Source organism: Psychrobacter sp. BF1 (assembly GCF_019279065.1).
GTDB lineage: Bacteria > Pseudomonadota > Gammaproteobacteria > Pseudomonadales > Moraxellaceae > Psychrobacter > Psychrobacter urativorans.
In genome coordinates this window covers 94,301-112,654 of the sequence record NZ_JAGYWV010000006.1, presented here as the reverse complement: position 1 = coordinate 112,654, position 18,354 = coordinate 94,301, and the positions used below count along the sequence as shown (strand labels likewise).

At 42.5% G+C, this 18,354-nt stretch carries 13 protein-coding genes; 7 read left to right on the top strand and 6 right to left on the bottom strand.

Annotation, left to right across the window (positions count from 1 at the left end):
- Positions 1 to 102: 102 nt before the first annotated feature.
- Positions 103 to 1,710, top strand: coding sequence for a glutamine-hydrolyzing GMP synthase (gene guaA / locus KZA12_RS08690; protein ID WP_218689962.1), 1,608 nt, complete (start codon positions 103 to 105; stop codon positions 1,708 to 1,710).
- 370 nt (positions 1,711 to 2,080) lie between these two features.
- Positions 2,081 to 3,532, top strand: a complete 1,452-nt coding sequence (locus tag KZA12_RS08685; protein WP_218689961.1) for an NAD(P)/FAD-dependent oxidoreductase — start codon at positions 2,081 to 2,083, stop codon at positions 3,530 to 3,532.
- Between the two features lie 969 nt (positions 3,533 to 4,501).
- Here KZA12_RS08685 and KZA12_RS08680 read toward each other — a convergent pair.
- The 6 genes from KZA12_RS08680 to KZA12_RS08655 form a co-directional block, all read right to left on the bottom strand.
- Positions 4,502 to 5,452, bottom strand: coding sequence for a hypothetical protein (locus tag KZA12_RS08680; protein ID WP_218689960.1), 951 nt, complete (start codon positions 5,450 to 5,452; stop codon positions 4,502 to 4,504).
- Positions 5,453 to 5,671: 219 nt separating this feature from the next.
- Positions 5,672 to 6,676, bottom strand: coding sequence for a YhdH/YhfP family quinone oxidoreductase (locus KZA12_RS08675; RefSeq protein WP_218689959.1), 1,005 nt, complete (start codon positions 6,674 to 6,676; stop codon positions 5,672 to 5,674).
- Between the two features lie 106 nt (positions 6,677 to 6,782).
- A complete protein-coding gene (locus KZA12_RS08670; RefSeq protein ID WP_218689958.1) occupies positions 6,783 to 7,760 on the bottom strand; it encodes a zinc-binding dehydrogenase in 978 nt (325 codons plus the stop codon).
- 222 nt (positions 7,761 to 7,982) lie between these two features.
- Positions 7,983 to 8,696 carry a GDYXXLXY domain-containing protein gene (locus tag KZA12_RS08665; protein ID WP_218689957.1) on the bottom strand — a complete coding sequence of 238 codons (714 nt, stop codon included), beginning with the start codon at positions 8,694 to 8,696 and terminating at the stop codon, positions 7,983 to 7,985.
- Positions 8,693 to 9,958, bottom strand: a complete 1,266-nt coding sequence (locus KZA12_RS08660) for a DUF4401 domain-containing protein (RefSeq protein ID WP_218689956.1) — start codon at positions 9,956 to 9,958, stop codon at positions 8,693 to 8,695. The genes KZA12_RS08665 and KZA12_RS08660 overlap by 4 nt, the downstream gene beginning before the upstream one ends.
- 41 nt (positions 9,959 to 9,999) lie before the next feature.
- Positions 10,000 to 11,118 carry a DUF2157 domain-containing protein gene (locus tag KZA12_RS08655; protein WP_218689955.1) on the bottom strand — a complete coding sequence of 373 codons (1,119 nt, stop codon included), beginning with the start codon at positions 11,116 to 11,118 and terminating at the stop codon, positions 10,000 to 10,002.
- A 987-nt stretch (positions 11,119 to 12,105) separates the two neighbouring features.
- Between KZA12_RS08655 and KZA12_RS08650 the strand changes: the two genes are divergently transcribed.
- The 5 genes from KZA12_RS08650 (at position 12,106) to oppF (ending at position 18,263) form a co-directional block, all read left to right on the top strand.
- On the top strand, positions 12,106 to 13,779 hold the full coding sequence (locus KZA12_RS08650; RefSeq protein ID WP_256932900.1) for an ABC transporter substrate-binding protein: 1,674 nt from the start codon (positions 12,106 to 12,108) through the stop codon (positions 13,777 to 13,779).
- A 388-nt stretch (positions 13,780 to 14,167) separates the two neighbouring features.
- Positions 14,168 to 15,088, top strand: a complete 921-nt coding sequence (gene oppB / locus KZA12_RS08645) for an oligopeptide ABC transporter permease OppB (protein WP_201623408.1) — start codon at positions 14,168 to 14,170, stop codon at positions 15,086 to 15,088.
- Positions 15,089 to 15,191: 103 nt separating this feature from the next.
- Positions 15,192 to 16,097: an oligopeptide ABC transporter permease OppC gene (gene oppC / locus KZA12_RS08640; RefSeq protein WP_201623409.1), complete on the top strand. Its 906-nt coding sequence runs from the start codon at positions 15,192 to 15,194 to the stop codon at positions 16,095 to 16,097.
- Between the two features lie 12 nt (positions 16,098 to 16,109).
- A complete protein-coding gene (oppD, locus tag KZA12_RS08635) occupies positions 16,110 to 17,225 on the top strand; it encodes an oligopeptide ABC transporter ATP-binding protein OppD (protein ID WP_218689954.1) in 1,116 nt (371 codons plus the stop codon).
- 3 nt (positions 17,226 to 17,228) lie between these two features.
- Positions 17,229 to 18,263, top strand: coding sequence for a murein tripeptide/oligopeptide ABC transporter ATP binding protein OppF (gene oppF / locus KZA12_RS08630; protein WP_218689953.1), 1,035 nt, complete (start codon positions 17,229 to 17,231; stop codon positions 18,261 to 18,263).
- Positions 18,264 to 18,354: the final 91 nt, after the last annotated feature.

Below are 18,354 nucleotides of genomic sequence, written 5' to 3'. Positions count from 1 at the left end.
ATCATAAAAATAGTCATTATTAATTATCATACCAACCGCCATTACTACCCCGAAACTTGTTAAAATAGGCCACCAATTTTATCTATTGATGGACATCTATTTATGACCACTGCCACTACGCCTAATGCTGCCACACCTACCATTAAAGAAGACCGCATCCTAATCCTTGATTTTGGCTCGCAGTACAGCCAGCTTATCGCTCGCCGTGTACGTGATTCAGGCGTATTTTGTGAGATGTTCCCTTATGATATCGATACTCAGCGTATCATCGACTTTGGTGCCAAAGGTGTCATCTTGTCAGGTGGCCCTGAGAGTGTTCATGCTGACAATAGCCCACGTATCAATGAGGCGGTGTTTGAGTTAGGCGTACCAGTATTAGGTATTTGCTACGGCATGCAAGCGATGGCAGAGCGCTTCGGTGGTAAGGTTCACGCTAGCGACATCCACGAGTTTGGCGCGTCGACGATCAATATTGATAGCACCTCCAAGCTTACAGACGGCATCGAAGACACAGCTGGCAAGCTAAATGTATGGATGAGCCATGGCGATAAAGTCATCGATTTGCCACAAGGCTTCAATATCGTTGCTAGCACGCCAAGCTGTCCGATAGCGATTATGGCTGATGATACTCGCCATTATTATGGTTTACAGTTCCATCCAGAAGTCACTCATACTGCGCAAGGCCAAGCGTTATTAGGTCGTTTTGTCCATGAAATTTGCGACTGCGCGGGTAGCTGGACGGCTGATAACATCATCGATATGCGTATTGAGCAGCTGAAAAAGCAAATCGGAGACAAGCAAGTATTGCTCGGTCTTTCAGGTGGGGTAGACAGTTCAGTGGTCGCCGCATTGTTGCATAAGGCCATCGGCGATCAGCTAACTTGTGTGTTCGTCGATACTGGCTTGTTACGTCTGCATGAAGGCGATCAAGTGATGCAAGTATTCGCCGAAAACATGGGCGTAAAAGTGATTCGTGTGGATGCTGAAGAGTTATTCTTAACGGCATTGGCTGGCGAGTCTGACCCAGAAGCTAAGCGTAAGATTATCGGTAAAACCTTTATCGATGTATTTGCCAATAGCGCGCGCGAAATCAGCGAGCAAAGCGATGGTAAAGTCATCGAATTCTTAGCGCAAGGCACTATTTATCCCGACGTTATTGAATCAGCTAAGTCGCATCAAGGTAAAGCCCACGTGATTAAGAGCCATCATAATGTGGGTGGTCTGCCCGATGATTTGGCCTTTGAATTGGTTGAGCCGTTACGTGATTTGTTTAAAGATGAAGTCCGTAAATTGGGTCTGACTTTAGGTTTACCAGCGAAGATGATCAACCGTCATCCGTTCCCAGGACCAGGTTTAGGCGTACGTATCTTAGGTGAAGTGACCAAAGAGTTCGCTGATATTCTGCGTGCAGCTGATGCGATCTTTATGGATGAGTTAGAAAAATCAGGCTGGTATGCGAAGACGGCGCAAGCCTTTGCGGTATTCCAACCGATCAAATCTGTCGGCGTGGTTGGCGATGGCCGCCGTTATGCATGGGTCATCGCCCTACGTGCGGTTGAGACGGTAGACTTTATGACTGCGCGCTTTGCCCATCTGCCGTATGACTTGATTGAGACGGTATCGAATCGCATTATGAACGAGATCGCTGAAGTATCACGGGTGACTTATGATGTATCGAGCAAGCCACCAGCTACTATTGAGTGGGAATAATTAAGCACTTAGCTTTTAGCTGAAATAAAAAAACACTCAACTTAGTTGGGTGTTTTTTTTTCTTAAAATTTCTATAGCCAATTTAGCTCTTCGCTATCATATTGTGTGTTTATTAAATGCGACTAAAGCCTATCGTATTAATACTATCTTAAAACTAGGTTTAGCTGAGTTACCGTAACCTACCATATCGAACATACGCTAACAGAAAAGGTCACAAAGGGCGCAATAGTCAGCATTATTGTGTGTTTTACTTAATTACTGACGATCTGCACTGACACTAGAGCACAGCTTTTATAGATCAGTAGCTATCAGCAGCGCTCAGTGTGACAGATCAAATAGACCTTAAGTTATAGCTTAAATTGGAAAAAATATGAAACAAGATAATCAATCACAGAATAAGAAATTAAATAATGATAAACCAAATAATAAAAAAACAGTCCTCGTAGTTGGCGGTGGGCCGGCAGGGGTACAAGCAGCATTGCGAGCGCATGAACTTGGCGCAAAAGTAACCCTGCTTGAAGCCAATAAACTCGGTGGTACTGCGTTTAATGAAGGCCCAGCGCCTGTTCGAACGCTAGCCCGAGCAGCACGTCTGCGCACCGATACGGCGCTGTACTCTCAATTTGGACTACAAGGCGATGCACCATCCGTCGATTTTAAAGCTGCCATCGAAAATGCTAATCGGGTTGCCGCTCATGCTAATCAGGTATGGCATCTGACCAAGATTGTTGAGTATCAGGGCATTGAGGTAATAGATGAGGTAGGTTCAGCACATTTTGTCAATAACAACACTTTAGAGATTGCTGACGGATGCCAGTTTAGTGCCGACAAAATCATTTTGACCGTCGGTGGCAAACCCAAAAAGCTCTCTATTCCGGGCAATGAGTTAGCACTGTCTTTCCATGACTTATGGTCAATGACTGAACTGCCAGAGAGGGTAACGGTAGTCGGTGGCTCTGCAACGGGTTGCCAGCTCGCCTCCATCCTCATTGATTTTGGCGCGCAGGTCGATATCATTGAGTTTGCTGACCGCTTGAGCCCGCCGAGCGACGCTGATATATCGCGTAAGCTTGAGCAGGCCTTTAAATCACGTGGCATGAAGGTCCTAACCAGTACTGGGTGTGAGTCAATCTCCAAGGAAAACGGTCAGTTAAAAGTGACCTATAAGCATGGCGACCAAACCGACTCACTGATGACCGATGCGGTGTTCTTGATGGTGGGTTGGCCAGCTGATTTAGAAGGGCTAAATCTAGAGGCCACTGATATTAAAGTGAATGGCCCTTACATCGAAGTTGATGACTATTTGCAGACTAACGTAGAGGGCGTGTACGTCGCTGGAGACGCCAACGGCGTCAGTATGTTCGTCCAAAGTGCGGCTCATCAAGCCCGAGTTGCTGCGCAAAATGCCGTATCTGATACCGCTGAAAAGTACGCCCCGCGAGCTATAGCAACGGGTAGTTTTACTGAGCCAGAATACGCATCGGTAGGCATGACGCAAGCGCAAGCAGAAAAAGATCATGAGTGCATCGTTGAGATTATCGATTATGAAAATCTACCTCGTGCGGTCATGGATGGGCGTACCGACGGCTTCTGTAAGATTATCATTGATAAACAGACGCAACAGCTACTAGGCGCGCATGTCCTAGGTTCTTACTCTGCTGAGGTGATTCAAGTGGCGGCTACATGTTTGGCGACCAAAATGACCGTTAATGAGATCGCTAATTTAGAATTGGCCTTTCCGACGTTCACGGAAGCTTTGGGCATGGCGGCTCAACGCATTTGTAGAAAACTGCGACTGGAAGACAAGAAGATTGAAGAGTAAGTGCTTTGCTTTTTTAATTAGCTTTGCTGTTTTGCGAGGACACTCAACTTGGTTGAGTGTTTTTTTTGGTTAAATATTTATTATTTGAGATTTCTTAGAGCTATTCTCGCTTTCTGCTGCTATCTAGTAGTCAAACAAGGATAACTGCTTTTGGAATGTGCAAGAAGGCAAATCCCTTTGTACTGGGACAAAGTAATGCTTCGTTATTTTCTCGCTCAGGCTAAAATGATAAAATGCTTTAAATATTCTATACTGGCCTTTAAGTATCATCGTTTGCTGGCAAGACAAGCTACCTTTTGCAAATTAGATAATGCTAAAAGTACTAACTATTTGCAGAGGCCATTAATAAAATCGCTAGGATAATAAGATAAATAATCAAAGGTATTAGTTGGATATTAAATACTCTTCGTACTTGTTTATCATGCCAGTAAAGATAATAAAATGTTATTTTTATAGCTAACGCTACGACTGCTAAAGCTTGAAAAAAGTAGCTTAATACTACAAAAAATACGCTGAGTATTAGTAACTTAAAAGCTTTTCTTCTATACATTAACCCCCATTCCCATATTGAACAGATAAAAAATATAATTGCTAGCATGGAAAACAATAGAGTTATATTGATGTTCATGTATGAGCCTTAGATAGGTAGAAAAGATATTTGGACAATTATAAAGCTAAAAAGAATAATACGTAGAAATAAAGACGATTTATAGCTAATTTTTCAAATATTATGTGAGCTGTGGATCGGTCGAATAGTTTAATTGAAATGGTATCCTATCGCATTATAAATAAGATCGAAGAGGTGTCATAGGTTACTTATAATGTGTCGAGTAAGCAGCAGGCTATTATTGAGTGGGAGTAAGTTCCTTAATCAGATTTTAGATTATCATAAAAAAGTACTAAGTTTTTCCTGTGATTTTCTTGGGGCATTGATATAGATAAGTAAAATACTATAGGCTAATTTTTTAGTTATTTAAGATTATATAAGTTACCGCTTTCATCTATCGGTCCATCTAAAGAAGACCAAATTGTATATCGTTTATTCCTTATCTTTGCTAAAAGTTTTTTAGGAGGATACGGATTAGCTATTATAATTTCACAATCTTCAGATAACGTATTGATGATTCGATCTATCTCGACTTGGTCAGAAGGAAGATAAGAAATCCCAATAAATATACAGTAATCGCTTTCTTTCAAAATGCGGTTAAATTTTATGCTAGATTTTGAAACCCACTGATAATTTTTATATTTGTTAGCTTCATTGGGAATAATACAATGAGCCTGCTTCCGAGGGTATAAGAGACTATCATGTTGCAATCGCTTAATTGGAGCATTATTCAAGTCTATAAAGTTGTTTAATGGATATTCTATATGCATGTCAATCATACCATCAGCCATTTCAAAATCTACAGAACCATGAGGTTTTACCAGAGGTATGCCATTTATAATATGGTTTACTTGTGATGAATGATAAGCTATACCTATTTTATCGAAAACTGATTCAAGTAAAAGATCATAATTAAATGATAAAGATCCTTTTATTTCAGATTGATGTAGCTCAAACCACTGAAACCAAGCCCAATCTGAGTTCAGTTTACTACTTTGTAGTAAACTATATTCTGAAAATGCGATAGTTAAAAAATGTCTAGCTTCTAAAGTAGTTTTGCAAGAGTCTATACCAATCAAATTACAATAAAATTTGTCTAATGCAAAACCAAAAACATCAAAGTGTGGTTTGTTAAAATTTTTTCCCCACAACTTTTTTAAGCTAGGCAGATTGTCCATTAATAAACCACCAGTCGATGGACATATTACATTCCAGTTCAAAGGCTGTTGTGAGTTAAATTTAAAATTGATTCCACTTTGAGATCCAAAGCTCATTGACAAACCATTTCCAACTATTAATGATATTTTTGACATTAAGTTTTTCTCGAATACAAAGGTATGGGATAGTTTACAGTTAAGGACATGTTTAGAATATTTTTAGCGAAAATTTTTTAATGCCCTAATCAAAGTAGAATCATATTTTTTATTTCATAAGCACACTATCATAATTTCAACCAATTAAAAAAGCAGTCTTCCAAAAGAAGTACTGCCATAGTCTAAAAACCGTCTAAAAACCTAACTTTAAATTAAACCCTAACCCCGCAAATTAACCACATAACGCCCAACCGTCTTACTCGCTATAAAGCGATCTAAGTATTCAGGCGTTTGCTCTAAAGTAATTTCTTCACAATAACTCTCCAGATTAGGCAATTTCATATCGGTGGCCACACGCTGCCAGATAGCCTTTTTATCCGCCAGTGGAATATAGACCGAATCGATACCGAGTAGGGACACCGCGCGTGTGATAAAAGGCAATACCGTCATCGAGAACTCAGCGCCGCTCGCCAAGCCGCAAGAGGTAACTGCGCCGCCAGCTTTGGTTTGCTTAAGTAAATTGGCTAGATAATCACCGCCAATCGTATCAATGGCATTGGCCCATAGCTCGCGACCAGCAGGTTTATTACCGACCTCATTGATGGTATCACGATGACGGACTTCACTCGCACCCAGCTCTTTGAGATAATCACTTTGCTCAGGCTTACCAGAGAAGGCGATAACCTCATAACCGAGCTGACTCAAAATTGCGATACTGATACTACCGACGCCGCCTGTTGCACCCGTTACCGCCACTGGACCGTCTTCAGGTTTTGCGCCCATTTTCTCTAACTTTTGGATACTTAATGCTGCGGTTAAGCCGCCAGTACCGTAAATCATCGCTTCTTTTATCGTCAATGAAGACGGACATTCGACCGCCCAGTCCGCTGGGATACAGATCATCTGACCCAAACCCCCATCCGTATCCATGCCAAGATCATAACCGAATACCACCACCTCTTGCCCTGCTTTAAAAGTGCCAGACTTGTCACTGACCACTATGCCTGCCGCATCAATACCGGGGGTGTGCGGATAGTGCTTGGTGATTCTTTTATTACCTGATGCTGACATGGCATCTTTATAGTTTAGCGAAGAGTAATGCACCTCTATCAATAAGTCATTCTCAGGCAAGTCACTGACGTTGCGTTCGCGAATGCTTTTTTTAAATTCACCGTCGTCAGTTTCTTCGACTACTAAAGCTTTGAAAGTTTTATGGTTAGACATAATCATATTCCTAGTTTGCGGTGTTTTTTAGCTACTGCCAGTAACAGCTGGTTATAGAAATAAAAAAGCCCATGCAATCATGAGCTTTTTTATTCAATGGCAACAACTAAGGCTTTAACAATATTTTGCCTTTTTTATCTGATTGTATTTTTCCATCAACCGCTTTGGTAATATCTGCCAAATCAAAAACCGCTTCAACAGGCAGTTGTAGCTTACCGCCAACCGCTCTATCAATCAGCTCATCGACTAAGCGCTGCTTGTTGTCTACGCTCATCTCTTGGCTAATTTTGCTACCCCAAAAGCCTTTTAGCGTCGCCTGCTTAAAGATTATATCAGTAGGGTTGAGCATCATCGGCTTACCTGACATCGCGCCAAATACCGCAAATGTACCGCCATGACCCAGTAGTGATAATAAAGCACCGCTGTCTTCGCCACCAACAGAATCAACTGCTGCACTGATTTTATCCTCAGCAATCATTGATTTTACTTGGTCTTTCCAGTCTTCATCTTCACTATTGATATTATTCTCTATCCCAATGGCCTCTAGGTCTGCCACCGCCTCACTACTGCGTACTATATTGATAGTTTTTACCCCACGAGCAGCCGCTAGCATAGCTAGGGATTTACCGACCGCACCATTAGCAGCGTTATGGATCAGCCACTGGCCACGTTCTACTTCTAGGAACTCAAGCAGCATCAAGGCACTGAGTGGCATAGCGATCAATTGCGCCGCCATTTCATCGTTTAAGCTCTCCGGTACCGGAAATACCATGTCTTCTGAGGCCACAAAATATTCCGCCCAAGTCGCTTGCACACTAGCGGCGGCAACACGTTGACCGACTTTTAAATTTTTAACATCGCTACCTACAGCATCGATAATGCCGACCGCCTCAGAACCACCAATAGCTGGCATTTCAGGTTTAAAGCCATATTTGCCACGAATAGTTAGTAAGTCATGATTATGGATAGAAGCTAAGATAGTCTTCACTCGTACTTCGTTAGCTTTTGGCTCTGGAGTAGGGCGATCGCCTAGGCTGAGGACTTCAGTAGGTCTGCCAAAATGATCATAAGTTGCGCTACGCATAGTATATTCCTTGAGTTATTATTAAATAATTATCACGGTTTACAGTAGCAAGTCGCGCCTAACTAGCGCAATATCAGTTTAGTTAAGTGTTTTGTCAGTATGGTTAATGATGGTTCAATACCCCTTAGCATAAAAACAGCGCTTTGATATCCTCAGACCACTGTTTTTAGGGGTTTGGCCCATAGCCTAGGATCAGCCAAAGCTTATAAAGTGCGCACAATTTTAATCTTGCTGATCTAAGGCAATCACCTTATAATTTTTGTCCACCATATCCGTTAATAAGGGTTCGCCCTTATCGTTAACTCGGAATAACCCATACTCTGCTGCCTCAAAGGCTTTGGCCTGACCTTCTTGAAAGAAGAAGGCATTGGTTGCTAGTTGAACGCTACCACGGCGGATACGGTAATGAATAGACCGCTCATTTGCTGCTAAGTCATGCTGATTATTACCATCAGCTAAGCGCACAAAATGCCCGACGTTATGCTCATCCACTGCGACAATTACATAACCTTGCATAGGGTCATATATACGAAAATCCGACCTTGATTCGTCTAGCTCAGATTCCTGTAGCTCAGAACCTTCTAATTCAGAATCTAGGGCTGGTGCTGGCGGCTGTAAGCTCTCGTATTGTGGTCGTAGGGCATCAAAGATATCACGCTCTATAGTATAACTGAGCGCCATATAATCACCTTGCATAAAGCCGCGCGGATCGACAGGAGCCAGCTGCAACAGTATTGGTTTACCAGTAGCTAGATGGTTTTCATGTTCAATCACTTTTATAGTGATCGCGACTAATACTGCTAGCAATCCTAGTAGCGCCATGGCGATAGTCACTGAGCGTTTCTGCCACCAAGGCAACTTTGAAAGTGTTGGTTTGCGCTTATGGCTTAAAGTATCACCCTCAGCAGAGTGGGGGTTATTAATAGGCTGAGTCATGAGGGAAGCTCCTGATCATCACTACCGCTGTCTTGGTTAGCCATGGTGCCAACAGAGGTTTTAGGAGGTAGATTAGCAGTGGTTGTACGCAAGACTGTCAAAGGTAAGTCGCTAGCAATATAACGACTCACCAGCAGCCAACGCATCAGCAATATACTGATAGCGATAAGAAGCATTGAGCCTGACTTTATTAATAAAGAGCTATCGAGCTGATAGTAATACCAAAATATATAGCTCACTAAGGCAAGCAAGCCAACCCCCAATAGCAGCCGTTGGCTATTAGCAATGCCAATAATAATTACTATGCTGGCAGACAATAGCCCTGAAACATAGACCGATATGATGCCGATGATAATGATGACGCAGACGATAATAATGTCAGGTTGTGAGGGCGATTTAAAAGACAGTAGTTTCATCTGGTAGCGCTGAAGAATAAGGTGAGCGCCATATAAGCTGACCATTACCAACAGCCCTTGCGCCATATAGTAATTATAGCTAAATTTATTACTGATAAATTGGACGTTGTAGTCGCCAGCGAAAATATAGATAGAAAAGATAAGTAGCACAAAGGCAGAAGCATAGCTCAGCGCTTTACTGATATCAAAAGCCCCTGCACGCCATCGAATCGGTAGGTAACTTATTAACCAATAGCGTTGCAAATTCGCCATAATAGTGACTAGGGCTAATAGTGCTAAGCTCAGTTCAGGCAGTTGGTAAAAGCTAAGCAAATAGACTATTACGCCCAATACCACCGCACTACTGAGCAGTCGATAAATAAAATTAGGCATAACAAGAGTCATGATGACTTGGATCAGTAAAAACAGCCAAAGGCTCAGCGGTTGGGTTATCTCACTGCCAAATAAGGCAAACATCAAATATAGCTGTCCTGCGCCACTCAAAGCAAAGGCCAAACTGTTCCAAAAAGTATTATCCGCAGATTTTTTATTTTTAAATAAAGTAAAAGCTATAGCACTCAGTATTATGCCGACCAGCAATTGTAGTAGTGAGCTGTCAAAGACCTCTGCTTGATACAGTATCAGGGATAAAAACCCAACCAAAAATATGCTCGATAACACCCCACTAAAGCCAAAAAATAAGTGGATAAACCAAGACGTACTGTCATTATCATCAGCTGGGTTAGCAAGGTTATCAGCCAAAACAGTGGCATCGCTATCTCTAGGGTTACGGCTATCTACAATAGGGTTAGGCGCGATCAGGCCTAGCTGTTGCAACTGCGCAAGCGTCTGATCATAGTTATTCATAGTCACCTCGCATAGTCACTTTATATTGTCACTTTATATTGTCACTTTACATTCTCACTTTGCATTTGTGCCAGCAGCTCAGACTGCTGACCCCTCTTATCTAAGCGGGCAAGGCGTCGTAGCCAAACTACCATCGCTGAACTCATGGCAATCAATAATAGCGCTAGCAATAAAAAGCCACCAGCTTCCCAATCATCGAGCAGCAACTTGCCCGTCCAGAACATAACTACTGTAATCACAGAGCCGCATAGATAAGTCAGCATTAATAAGTCACTGCGCTGCCGATAAAAGCGCCAAAGCATAAAGCCACACCAGCTTGCCCATAGCGACAAAGTAACGAGTAACGGTAGCGTTTTGATATCGTCAAAGATAGTGATAATGGCTAGATGAGTAATGAAATAAGTGCTTAGCAAGCCCACCACATAAGTACTCCAGTGCAAACTGGACTTAGTGGGCGACGCTGTTTGAGAAATAGCAGCTTTAGTAGCAGCGGTTGTTAATAGCGTTGGTTTATATAAGCTTGAATCAGAACTGGGTTTATTCTCTAAAGTAGACAGCCATAGAATTAGGGCTACTAAATTGAAGATAGCTAGGATACTCAGCTGCAAGATATCTTGATAAATATAATCTGCAAATACAATAGCTGCCACGTCGATATAGAGTATCAGGCTGGCATTTATGAGCCCAAGCCATAACAGCCAAAGTGCAGGCAGGCGAGCAATGAGCACCCAAGGAATAATCAATAGCGCCCAATTAAAGAACAGCTGCCAAGTATCAGCGCCAGTTTGGTAAACCTGACCAAATAACGCCAATAAACTACCAGTGATGATACTAGCTATAAGCAGTAGTAATTGCAGTACGAGCTGAAATCGTTGTTTAAAACAGAGAATTATGTAGAGCGCTATAGTGACAACTAAAGCTCCTTCGACTAAAGCGAATTTGCCAGTGTGGCTCATGTTTTGCCAGTTATAGGCGATAAAGAATACTAGAGCTAATACTAGCGCTACTGAGCCAATAATCAATGCCGCTTTATCAAAGAACGCAAGCCAAGTGTGTTTAGGAGGATAAACTTCCAACTTTAGAGCTGCTGTATCAGCATGAGATAAGGGTAAGCTACCCTCCTTAAGCAGTTGCTCAATGCTACGTCGTGGTTGACTCATAGCGCTCTCTAAATAAAAGATTATTTAGCTTATCTTAGCTGTTTTTTATATTAATAGCATACTAAAGTTTATAAAGCCCTAGTTAATAGTGCAGTAGCATTTTGCAGTAGTGCTGATGATAGTCTACCGCCAGAAGCTACAGCAATAAATACTACCAGTAGTAATAAATACTATTTGATTAATAGGGGTGCCATTGAGGTATTGAACAATACTATTAGCTCTTTTAGAGCGCTAAAAATGAGTCGACAGCGCTTTTAGGCGCTATGATTGTTACAGATAGAATTTTCTATGTTTAATTTTTCAAATTTGTACAAAAATAAATAAGTTGAAAATAAGCAATAGGCTAACTTTTTGTGAGAGTGGATAACAGCTGTTTTTTACATTATAAAAGTATGATTATTAGAAGGTGATATTGGCTCAAAGTTTATAGTAGACGACACTGTTTTAATTCTATTTTCTACTTTAATATCTAGTACCTTGTCGAAAGTATTAACTTAATAGTGTTTATTTTCAATAGCTTATATAATAATTTATTGTATTTACTATCAAGCTAATAGCATAAGGGTAAGATTTTTATCAAGGACAAAGGGGCTGTGTTACGAGCGGATAAAGGGGAGCGATGACTACTTTATTAATAGAGTTGTAGACGGTTTTTATCTGTTAATTGTGCGGCGCTTATAAGCTGATTTTAGGAGTGGCTAGCATAACAATATTAAAATCTGTTGACATTTGCTTCGTTTTTTATTACTAATAGTTGTCCTATTTGTTACTAATAGTTACCTAAGATTATCTCAATTAGAATGGCTAACTTTTGATTATCAGCTTATTACTGATAGTTATAAATTAAGGCTTCAACACAGAACGGTAGCGCTGCCAGCTATACTGATGATACTTAGTTAATAAAGGCAATATACGGATATATTAAACTTAAGAGGTTGACTACAACTTAGTCGATCTGCCCCAGCCACCTGCTAGCTAGGTCATTACATGATGCAAAATCCTAACCACCTATTCAATACTTTTTTTCTGCCTACTGCTCTTGTGCTCGCCATGTCTATGACTGGCTGTAGCGATAAGTCTGCAACTGATAATAACGCCAGTAAATCAGCTGCTGTTGATCCTAGTGTACTTGCTGATACTCAAGAGCTAGTGGTTAACAATGCTGCGGAGCCAGAATCACTGGATCCACACAAGGTATCTGGGGTTCCTGAATCCAATATTGACCGTCAGATATTTGAAGGCTTGACTAATACTGATGCTGAAGGCAAAACCATTCCCGGCATAGCGACCAGTTGGGAGAGCGAGGATAATAAAGTATGGACGTTTAAGCTACGTGATGCTAAATGGTCGAATGGGGATCCAGTAACGGCAGAGGACTTTGCCTATAGTATGCGCCGCTTAGTCGATCCTAATACTGCCTCACCGTATGCAAGTTATTTAGTCGATGCCAAAGTAGTCGGTGCCGATCAAATCGTAGATGGCAAAGCCGCTCTTGATACCCTTGGAGTAAAGGCTATCGACGATAAGACTTTGCAGATTACTTTGTCACAGCCAGTACCTTATTTCCCAGACATGCTGATCCACAATTCGGTCAAGCCGGTTCATAAAAAGACGGTTGAGGCCTTTGGTGATAAATGGACAGATCCTGCAAATATCGTAGTGAATGGTCCTTATAAGCCTAGCCAGTGGCAAGTCAATGACAAGATCGTCTTAACCCGTAACCCCTCTTATTACGACGATGCGAACACTACTATTAATAAGATCACTATGCTAGCGATTCCTTCTAGCACCACGGATGTTGCACGCTATCAGGCCGGCGAGATCGACATCACTTACAATGACGTGCCGACTGAGCAATTTGCGTCTCTCAAAGAGCAGCTCGGCGATCAGCTTAGAGTAGCGCCTTATCTTTGTACTTATTATTATGAGTTTAATACCGTTAAGCCACCGTTTAATGATCCTAAAGTGCGCCGCGCCTTAGCCTTGGCGTTGGATCGTGACACTATTGTAGATAAGGTAATCGGTCAAGGCCAGACTGCGGCGTATCAATTGACACCGCCTGCCACTAATGGTGATGTTAAAAACGTACCAGAGTGGTCGACTTGGGATAAAGAAAAACGTATTGCTGAAGCCAAAAAACTGCTCAACGAAGCAGGCTACAGCGACAGCAAGCCGCTTAAATTCGAGCTGCTATATAATACTAACGATAACCACAAAAAGACTGCGGTGGCCGCTACGTCATTATGGAAGCAAGCACTTGGTTTCGTTGATGTGACTTTGACTAATAAAGAATGGAAGACTTATTTGGATACCCGTCGTAATGGTGATTACCAAATCGCACGTGCGGGCTGGTGTGGCGATTATAATGAGCCATCAGCATTCTTAAATATTCTCAAATCCGATAACAGTGGTAACTATGGTAAATACAATAGCGCTAACTTTGATAGCTTAATGGCGAAAACCTTGCAAGCGGGTGTCACCCCTGAGCAGCGTGGCGGTATATACAAACAGGCCGAAGTGCAGCTTGATCAAGATATGCCTCTGTTGAACATGTACCATTATGTCAGCCCACGTTTAATTAAGCCTTATGTCGTTGGCTTCCCAAGCCAAGATATCTTAGGTAACTGGCAAGGCAAAGATCTATCCATCGCCAAACACTGATCTCTTTAGGTATAGCAGTCATATGCCGATAGTAGCTAGGGGCTATGAAGAAGATTAAACCTGATTCATAGCCCTATCAGCGACTGCGAGTTGCAGCTGTTTATAGTTTTATAGTGCAAGATAGGCCATTGGATAGCTTATAAACAGTCACTGAATATTTTTAGTATTATTTCCTATTTCTCATTAGTTTCATTCTTCATTGCCGTTTTTTTTAGGCTTGATGGATGAAATTTTTGCAGTTTAAAAAGCTCTGATTTCAGGTAGTACAAGTAAGTTGAGTCCCTTGAAGTTGACTATTTGATAGCTAACTGGGCATTGGCTTTGCTGTCGTTATTTGTCTGCCGCTAAGCTTAGGAATGAGCACTATGATCATGATAAAAGAGGCCTTATGCTAAAACTAATTTTCCGACGCATCTTAGAGGCAATCCCGACCTTATTTGTGCTGATAACCGTGTCCTTCTTTATGATGCGTTTAGCACCAGGCAGCCCTTTCACTGGTGAGCGTAATTTGCCGCCAGCGGTTATGGCTAATATTGAAGCGAAGTATCACCTCAACGATCCCATGTGGTTACAGTATATTAATTACCTAAAGCAGCTGGCAGTGGGCGATTTTGGACCGTCTTTTAAGTATAAAGACCATACCGTCAATGAGCTACTGTCGCAGTCGTTTCCAGTATCTATGGAGCTAGGCTTATATGCTTTTATACTAGCATTAGTATTGGGGTTGGCCTTTGGCATTATTGCGGCACTAAAACAAAACTCTTGGCTAGACTACGTGCTCATGGCCTTTGCAATGACTGGGGTGGTGATTCCAAGCTTTGTAAAAGCGCCATTACTAGTACTTATTTTTGCCATTCTTTTGCAATGGTTACCAGCAGGGGGCTGGAATGATGGGGCGCTTCCTAATCTAGTATTACCAGTCACCGCTTTGGCGCTGGCTTACGTTGCCAGTATCGCCCGCATCATGAGGGGCTCGATGATTGAGGTGATGAACAGTCAATATATTCGCACCGCAAAATCAAAAGGCCTACCGATGCGCCAAATCGTGATGAAGCATGCATTACGACCCGCTATGCTGCCGGTTATCTCCTATTTAGGCCCAGCCTTTGTCGGTATTATCACGGGCTCTATCGTGATTGAGACTATTTTTGGTCTGCCAGGTATCGGACAGTTATTCGTCAATGGTGCGCTTAATCGAGATTATGGTGTGGTGCTTAGTTTGACTATCTTGGTGGGCGTGTTGACTATTACTTTTAACGCTATCGTCGATATTCTGTACGCGGTAATTGATCCAAAAATTCAATACTAAGTGTGATATTGGACTAGGGCATGCAACAGTATGACTAGTACTTCATTGCCGTTTTACACATTCTATTCATTGCTATGTTAAATAAATGATTACAAGGACGACTATGAGCCTTACAGCAGATAAGCCAACCGCTCTACTAGACGAGCCGGCCAAGGAAATTAAAGGCCGCAGTCTTTTGCAAGATGCCAAGCGCCGTTTTTATCGTAATAAGGCCGCGGTCGCCAGCCTATTTATATTATTACTGATTGGGGCTTTTGTTATATTCGTGCCGATGCTAGCGCCTTTTGGCTATGCTGAGACCGACTGGAACTTTATGCAAGCTGCCCCTGCTATCGATAATAAGCATTACTTCGGTACCGATACACTCGGTCGCGACTTATTAGTGCGAACCGCGGTCGGTGGTCGCATCTCGTTATTAGTTGGGATAGCTGGCGCTACAGTGGCAGTGATTTTTGGGACCATATATGGAGCGACCTCAGGGTACTTAGGGGGCAAGGTTGACTCGGTGATGATGCGAGTATTAGAGATTCTAAGCGCCTTTCCTTTTATGTTCTTTGTGATCTTATTGGTTACCATCTTTGGACGTAACCTTATCTTAATCTTTGTGGCAATTGGGCTAGTCTCTTGGTTAGATGTTGCCCGTATCGTCCGTGGACAGACCCTTAGTTTGAAGAGTAAAGAGTTTATTGAAGCGGCGCATGTCGGCGGGGTTTCAGGCTTTAATATTATCCTGCGTCATATCGTACCTAATGTACTAGGTGTGGTAGTGGTCTATGCCTCTTTATTAGTACCAACGATGATTTTGTTTGAGTCATTTTTAAGCTTCTTAGGTCTAGGGGTGCAAGAGCCGATGACCAGTTGGGGCGCGCTGTTGCAAGAAGGCTCTAAAACTATGCAAGTAGCGCCTTGGCAGATTTTGATTCCTTCAGTTTTTTTGGTTATTACTTTATTTTGCTTTAACTTTATTGGCGATGGACTGCGTGATGCGTTTGATCCCAAAGACCGTTAGGAGGCTGACATCATGGCAACTCACAATGTTAATAGTACACCTATAAAAATAGACTCTACTATTATTAATACAGGCGCTGATTCGGTCTTTCACCATCAGCGTAACCCTGCAGACAGTCTATTAGCCGTTAAAGATTTATCGGTTCAGTTCACTACTGAAGATGGACTAGTAACGGCCGTTAATGGCTTAAATTTCAACCTGCACCAAGGCGAGACCTTAGGTATCGTTGGTGAGTCCGGCTCAGGTAAATCGCAGACTGCGTTTGCCATTATGGGACTGCTTGCCAATAATGGTCACGCAAAAGGTTCGGTACTCTTTGAAGGCAATGAGCTGCTTGGCTTGTCACAAAAAGCACTGAATAAAATTCGCGCTGAACAAATCGCTATGATTTTTCAAGATCCAATGACTTCCTTGAATCCTTATATGAAGATAGGCAATCAGCTTGCTGAAGTATTGACCTTGCATAAAGGCATGAGCAAAAAAGAAGCGTGGGCTGAGTCAGTACGAATGTTGGATGCGGTTAAGATTCCAGAGGCCAAAAAGCGTATTAACATGTATCCGCATGAGTTCTCAGGTGGTATGCGCCAGCGAGTTATGATTGCGATGGCGCTGCTATGTCGGCCCAAGTTATTGGTTGCCGATGAGCCAACGACCGCCCTTGATGTCACAGTGCAAGCGCAGATTATGGTGCTGTTAAACGAGCTAAAACGTGATTTTGGCACGACCATTATTATGATTACCCATGATTTAGGAGTGGTCGCTGGCATTTGTGATCGAGTGCTAGTGATGTATGCAGGTCGCACGATGGCCTATGGGCAAACCGATGAGATTTTTTATACGCCTACTCATCCTTATACTATAGGGCTACTGAAGGCTATTCCACGTTTGGATGATAAAGGGGGCAAGCTTGAGACTATTCCGGGCAGTCCACCAAACCTGTTAGACTTACCTGCCGGTTGTCCTTTTTATGAGCGCTGTGGGCATGCGATGGATATTTGCCGTGATACGCCGCCGCCGCTGGAGTTTTTACCACATGAGCGTCAGCGCGCCTGTCACTGGCAACCTGAAATCCAAATTGACGCCTCAGCGACTAGCATCACTAACACTGCTTCAGGGATAGAGGGGTAAGGTATGACTATCACCACACAAGATTCAATTAGCACTAATAGCACTCATCAAATCCCGTTGCTAAAAGTAAAGGACGTACATACGACTTTTAATATTAAACAGCAAGGGGCTTACTTTTGGCAAAAGCCTGCCACTCTAAAAGCAGTCAATGGCGTATCGTTTGAGTTGTTTGCTGGCGAGACCTTAGGCGTAGTAGGAGAGTCGGGCTGTGGTAAATCAACGCTTGCTCGGACTATTATCGGCTTGATCCAAGCTGATTCTGGCAGTATTAAGTTCTATGATGAAGAGATGGTCGGTGCTTCTAAAAAGACCATGAGAATCAAGCGTAAAGACATTCAAATGATCTTTCAAGACCCGTTAGCGTCGCTTAATCCGCGCATGACGGTAGGTGATATTATCGCTGAGCCACTACGCACTTATTATCCAAAAATGAAAAAGCCTGAAGTGCAAAGTGAAGTACGCGCTATTATGAAAAAGGTTGGTCTGCTATCTAATCAGATCAACCGCTATCCACATGAGTTTTCAGGCGGTCAGTGTCAGCGTATTGGTATTGCGCGCGCCCTGATATTGAAACCCAAAATCATCATCTGTGATGAGCCAGTTTCCGCTCTGGATGTCTCCATTCAAGCGCAGGTCATTAACTTATTACAAGACGTACAACAAGAGATGGGGCTGGCACTGATCTTTATCGCTCACGATTTATCAGTGGTCAAGCATATTGCTGATCGTGTGCTCGTTATGTACTTGGGTAACGCTGTTGAGCTTGGCGTGGACAAAGCGGTGTATGGCAACCCGACCCATCCTTATACCCAAGCGCTGATGTCGGCTGTGCCGTTACCTGATCCTATTGCTGAGCGTAATAAAACTATTCAGTTGTTAGAAGGTGATTTACCAAGTCCGATTAATCCACCGTCAGGCTGCGTTTTTCGTACCCGATGTCCAATAGCTGATGCAGAATGTGCTCAGATTAAACCGGTGTTAGAAGGCACTTTAGAACATCGTGTGGCTTGTTTAAAGAACAAGGTTGTAGCAGCTTAATTGGTTGATCCTAGGCCCTTAAACTTAGCCACTTAAACTTAGCCACTTAAACTTAGTCACTTAAGCTCAATCAGTTGAGCTTAAGTGATTG

Excerpts from the sequence above, each read along its gene's own strand:
- guaA (WP_218689962.1), top strand. The coding sequence starts at position 103 with ATGACCACTGCCACTACGCCTAATGCTGCCACACCTACCATTAAAGAA.
- KZA12_RS08685 (WP_218689961.1), top strand. The coding sequence starts at position 2,081 with ATGAAACAAGATAATCAATCACAGAATAAGAAATTAAATAATGATAAA.
- KZA12_RS08680 (WP_218689960.1), bottom strand. The coding sequence starts at position 5,452 with ATGTCAAAAATATCATTAATAGTTGGAAATGGTTTGTCAATGAGCTTT.
- KZA12_RS08675 (WP_218689959.1), bottom strand. The coding sequence starts at position 6,676 with ATGTCTAACCATAAAACTTTCAAAGCTTTAGTAGTCGAAGAAACTGAC.
- KZA12_RS08670 (WP_218689958.1), bottom strand. The coding sequence starts at position 7,760 with ATGCGTAGCGCAACTTATGATCATTTTGGCAGACCTACTGAAGTCCTC.
- KZA12_RS08665 (WP_218689957.1), bottom strand. The coding sequence starts at position 8,696 with ATGACTCAGCCTATTAATAACCCCCACTCTGCTGAGGGTGATACTTTA.
- KZA12_RS08660 (WP_218689956.1), bottom strand. The coding sequence starts at position 9,958 with ATGAATAACTATGATCAGACGCTTGCGCAGTTGCAACAGCTAGGCCTG.
- KZA12_RS08655 (WP_218689955.1), bottom strand. The coding sequence starts at position 11,118 with ATGAGTCAACCACGACGTAGCATTGAGCAACTGCTTAAGGAGGGTAGC.
- KZA12_RS08650 (WP_256932900.1), top strand. The coding sequence starts at position 12,106 with ATGATGCAAAATCCTAACCACCTATTCAATACTTTTTTTCTGCCTACT.
- oppB (WP_201623408.1), top strand. The coding sequence starts at position 14,168 with ATGCTAAAACTAATTTTCCGACGCATCTTAGAGGCAATCCCGACCTTA.
- oppC (WP_201623409.1), top strand. The coding sequence starts at position 15,192 with ATGAGCCTTACAGCAGATAAGCCAACCGCTCTACTAGACGAGCCGGCC.
- oppD (WP_218689954.1), top strand. The coding sequence starts at position 16,110 with ATGGCAACTCACAATGTTAATAGTACACCTATAAAAATAGACTCTACT.
- oppF (WP_218689953.1), top strand. The coding sequence starts at position 17,229 with ATGACTATCACCACACAAGATTCAATTAGCACTAATAGCACTCATCAA.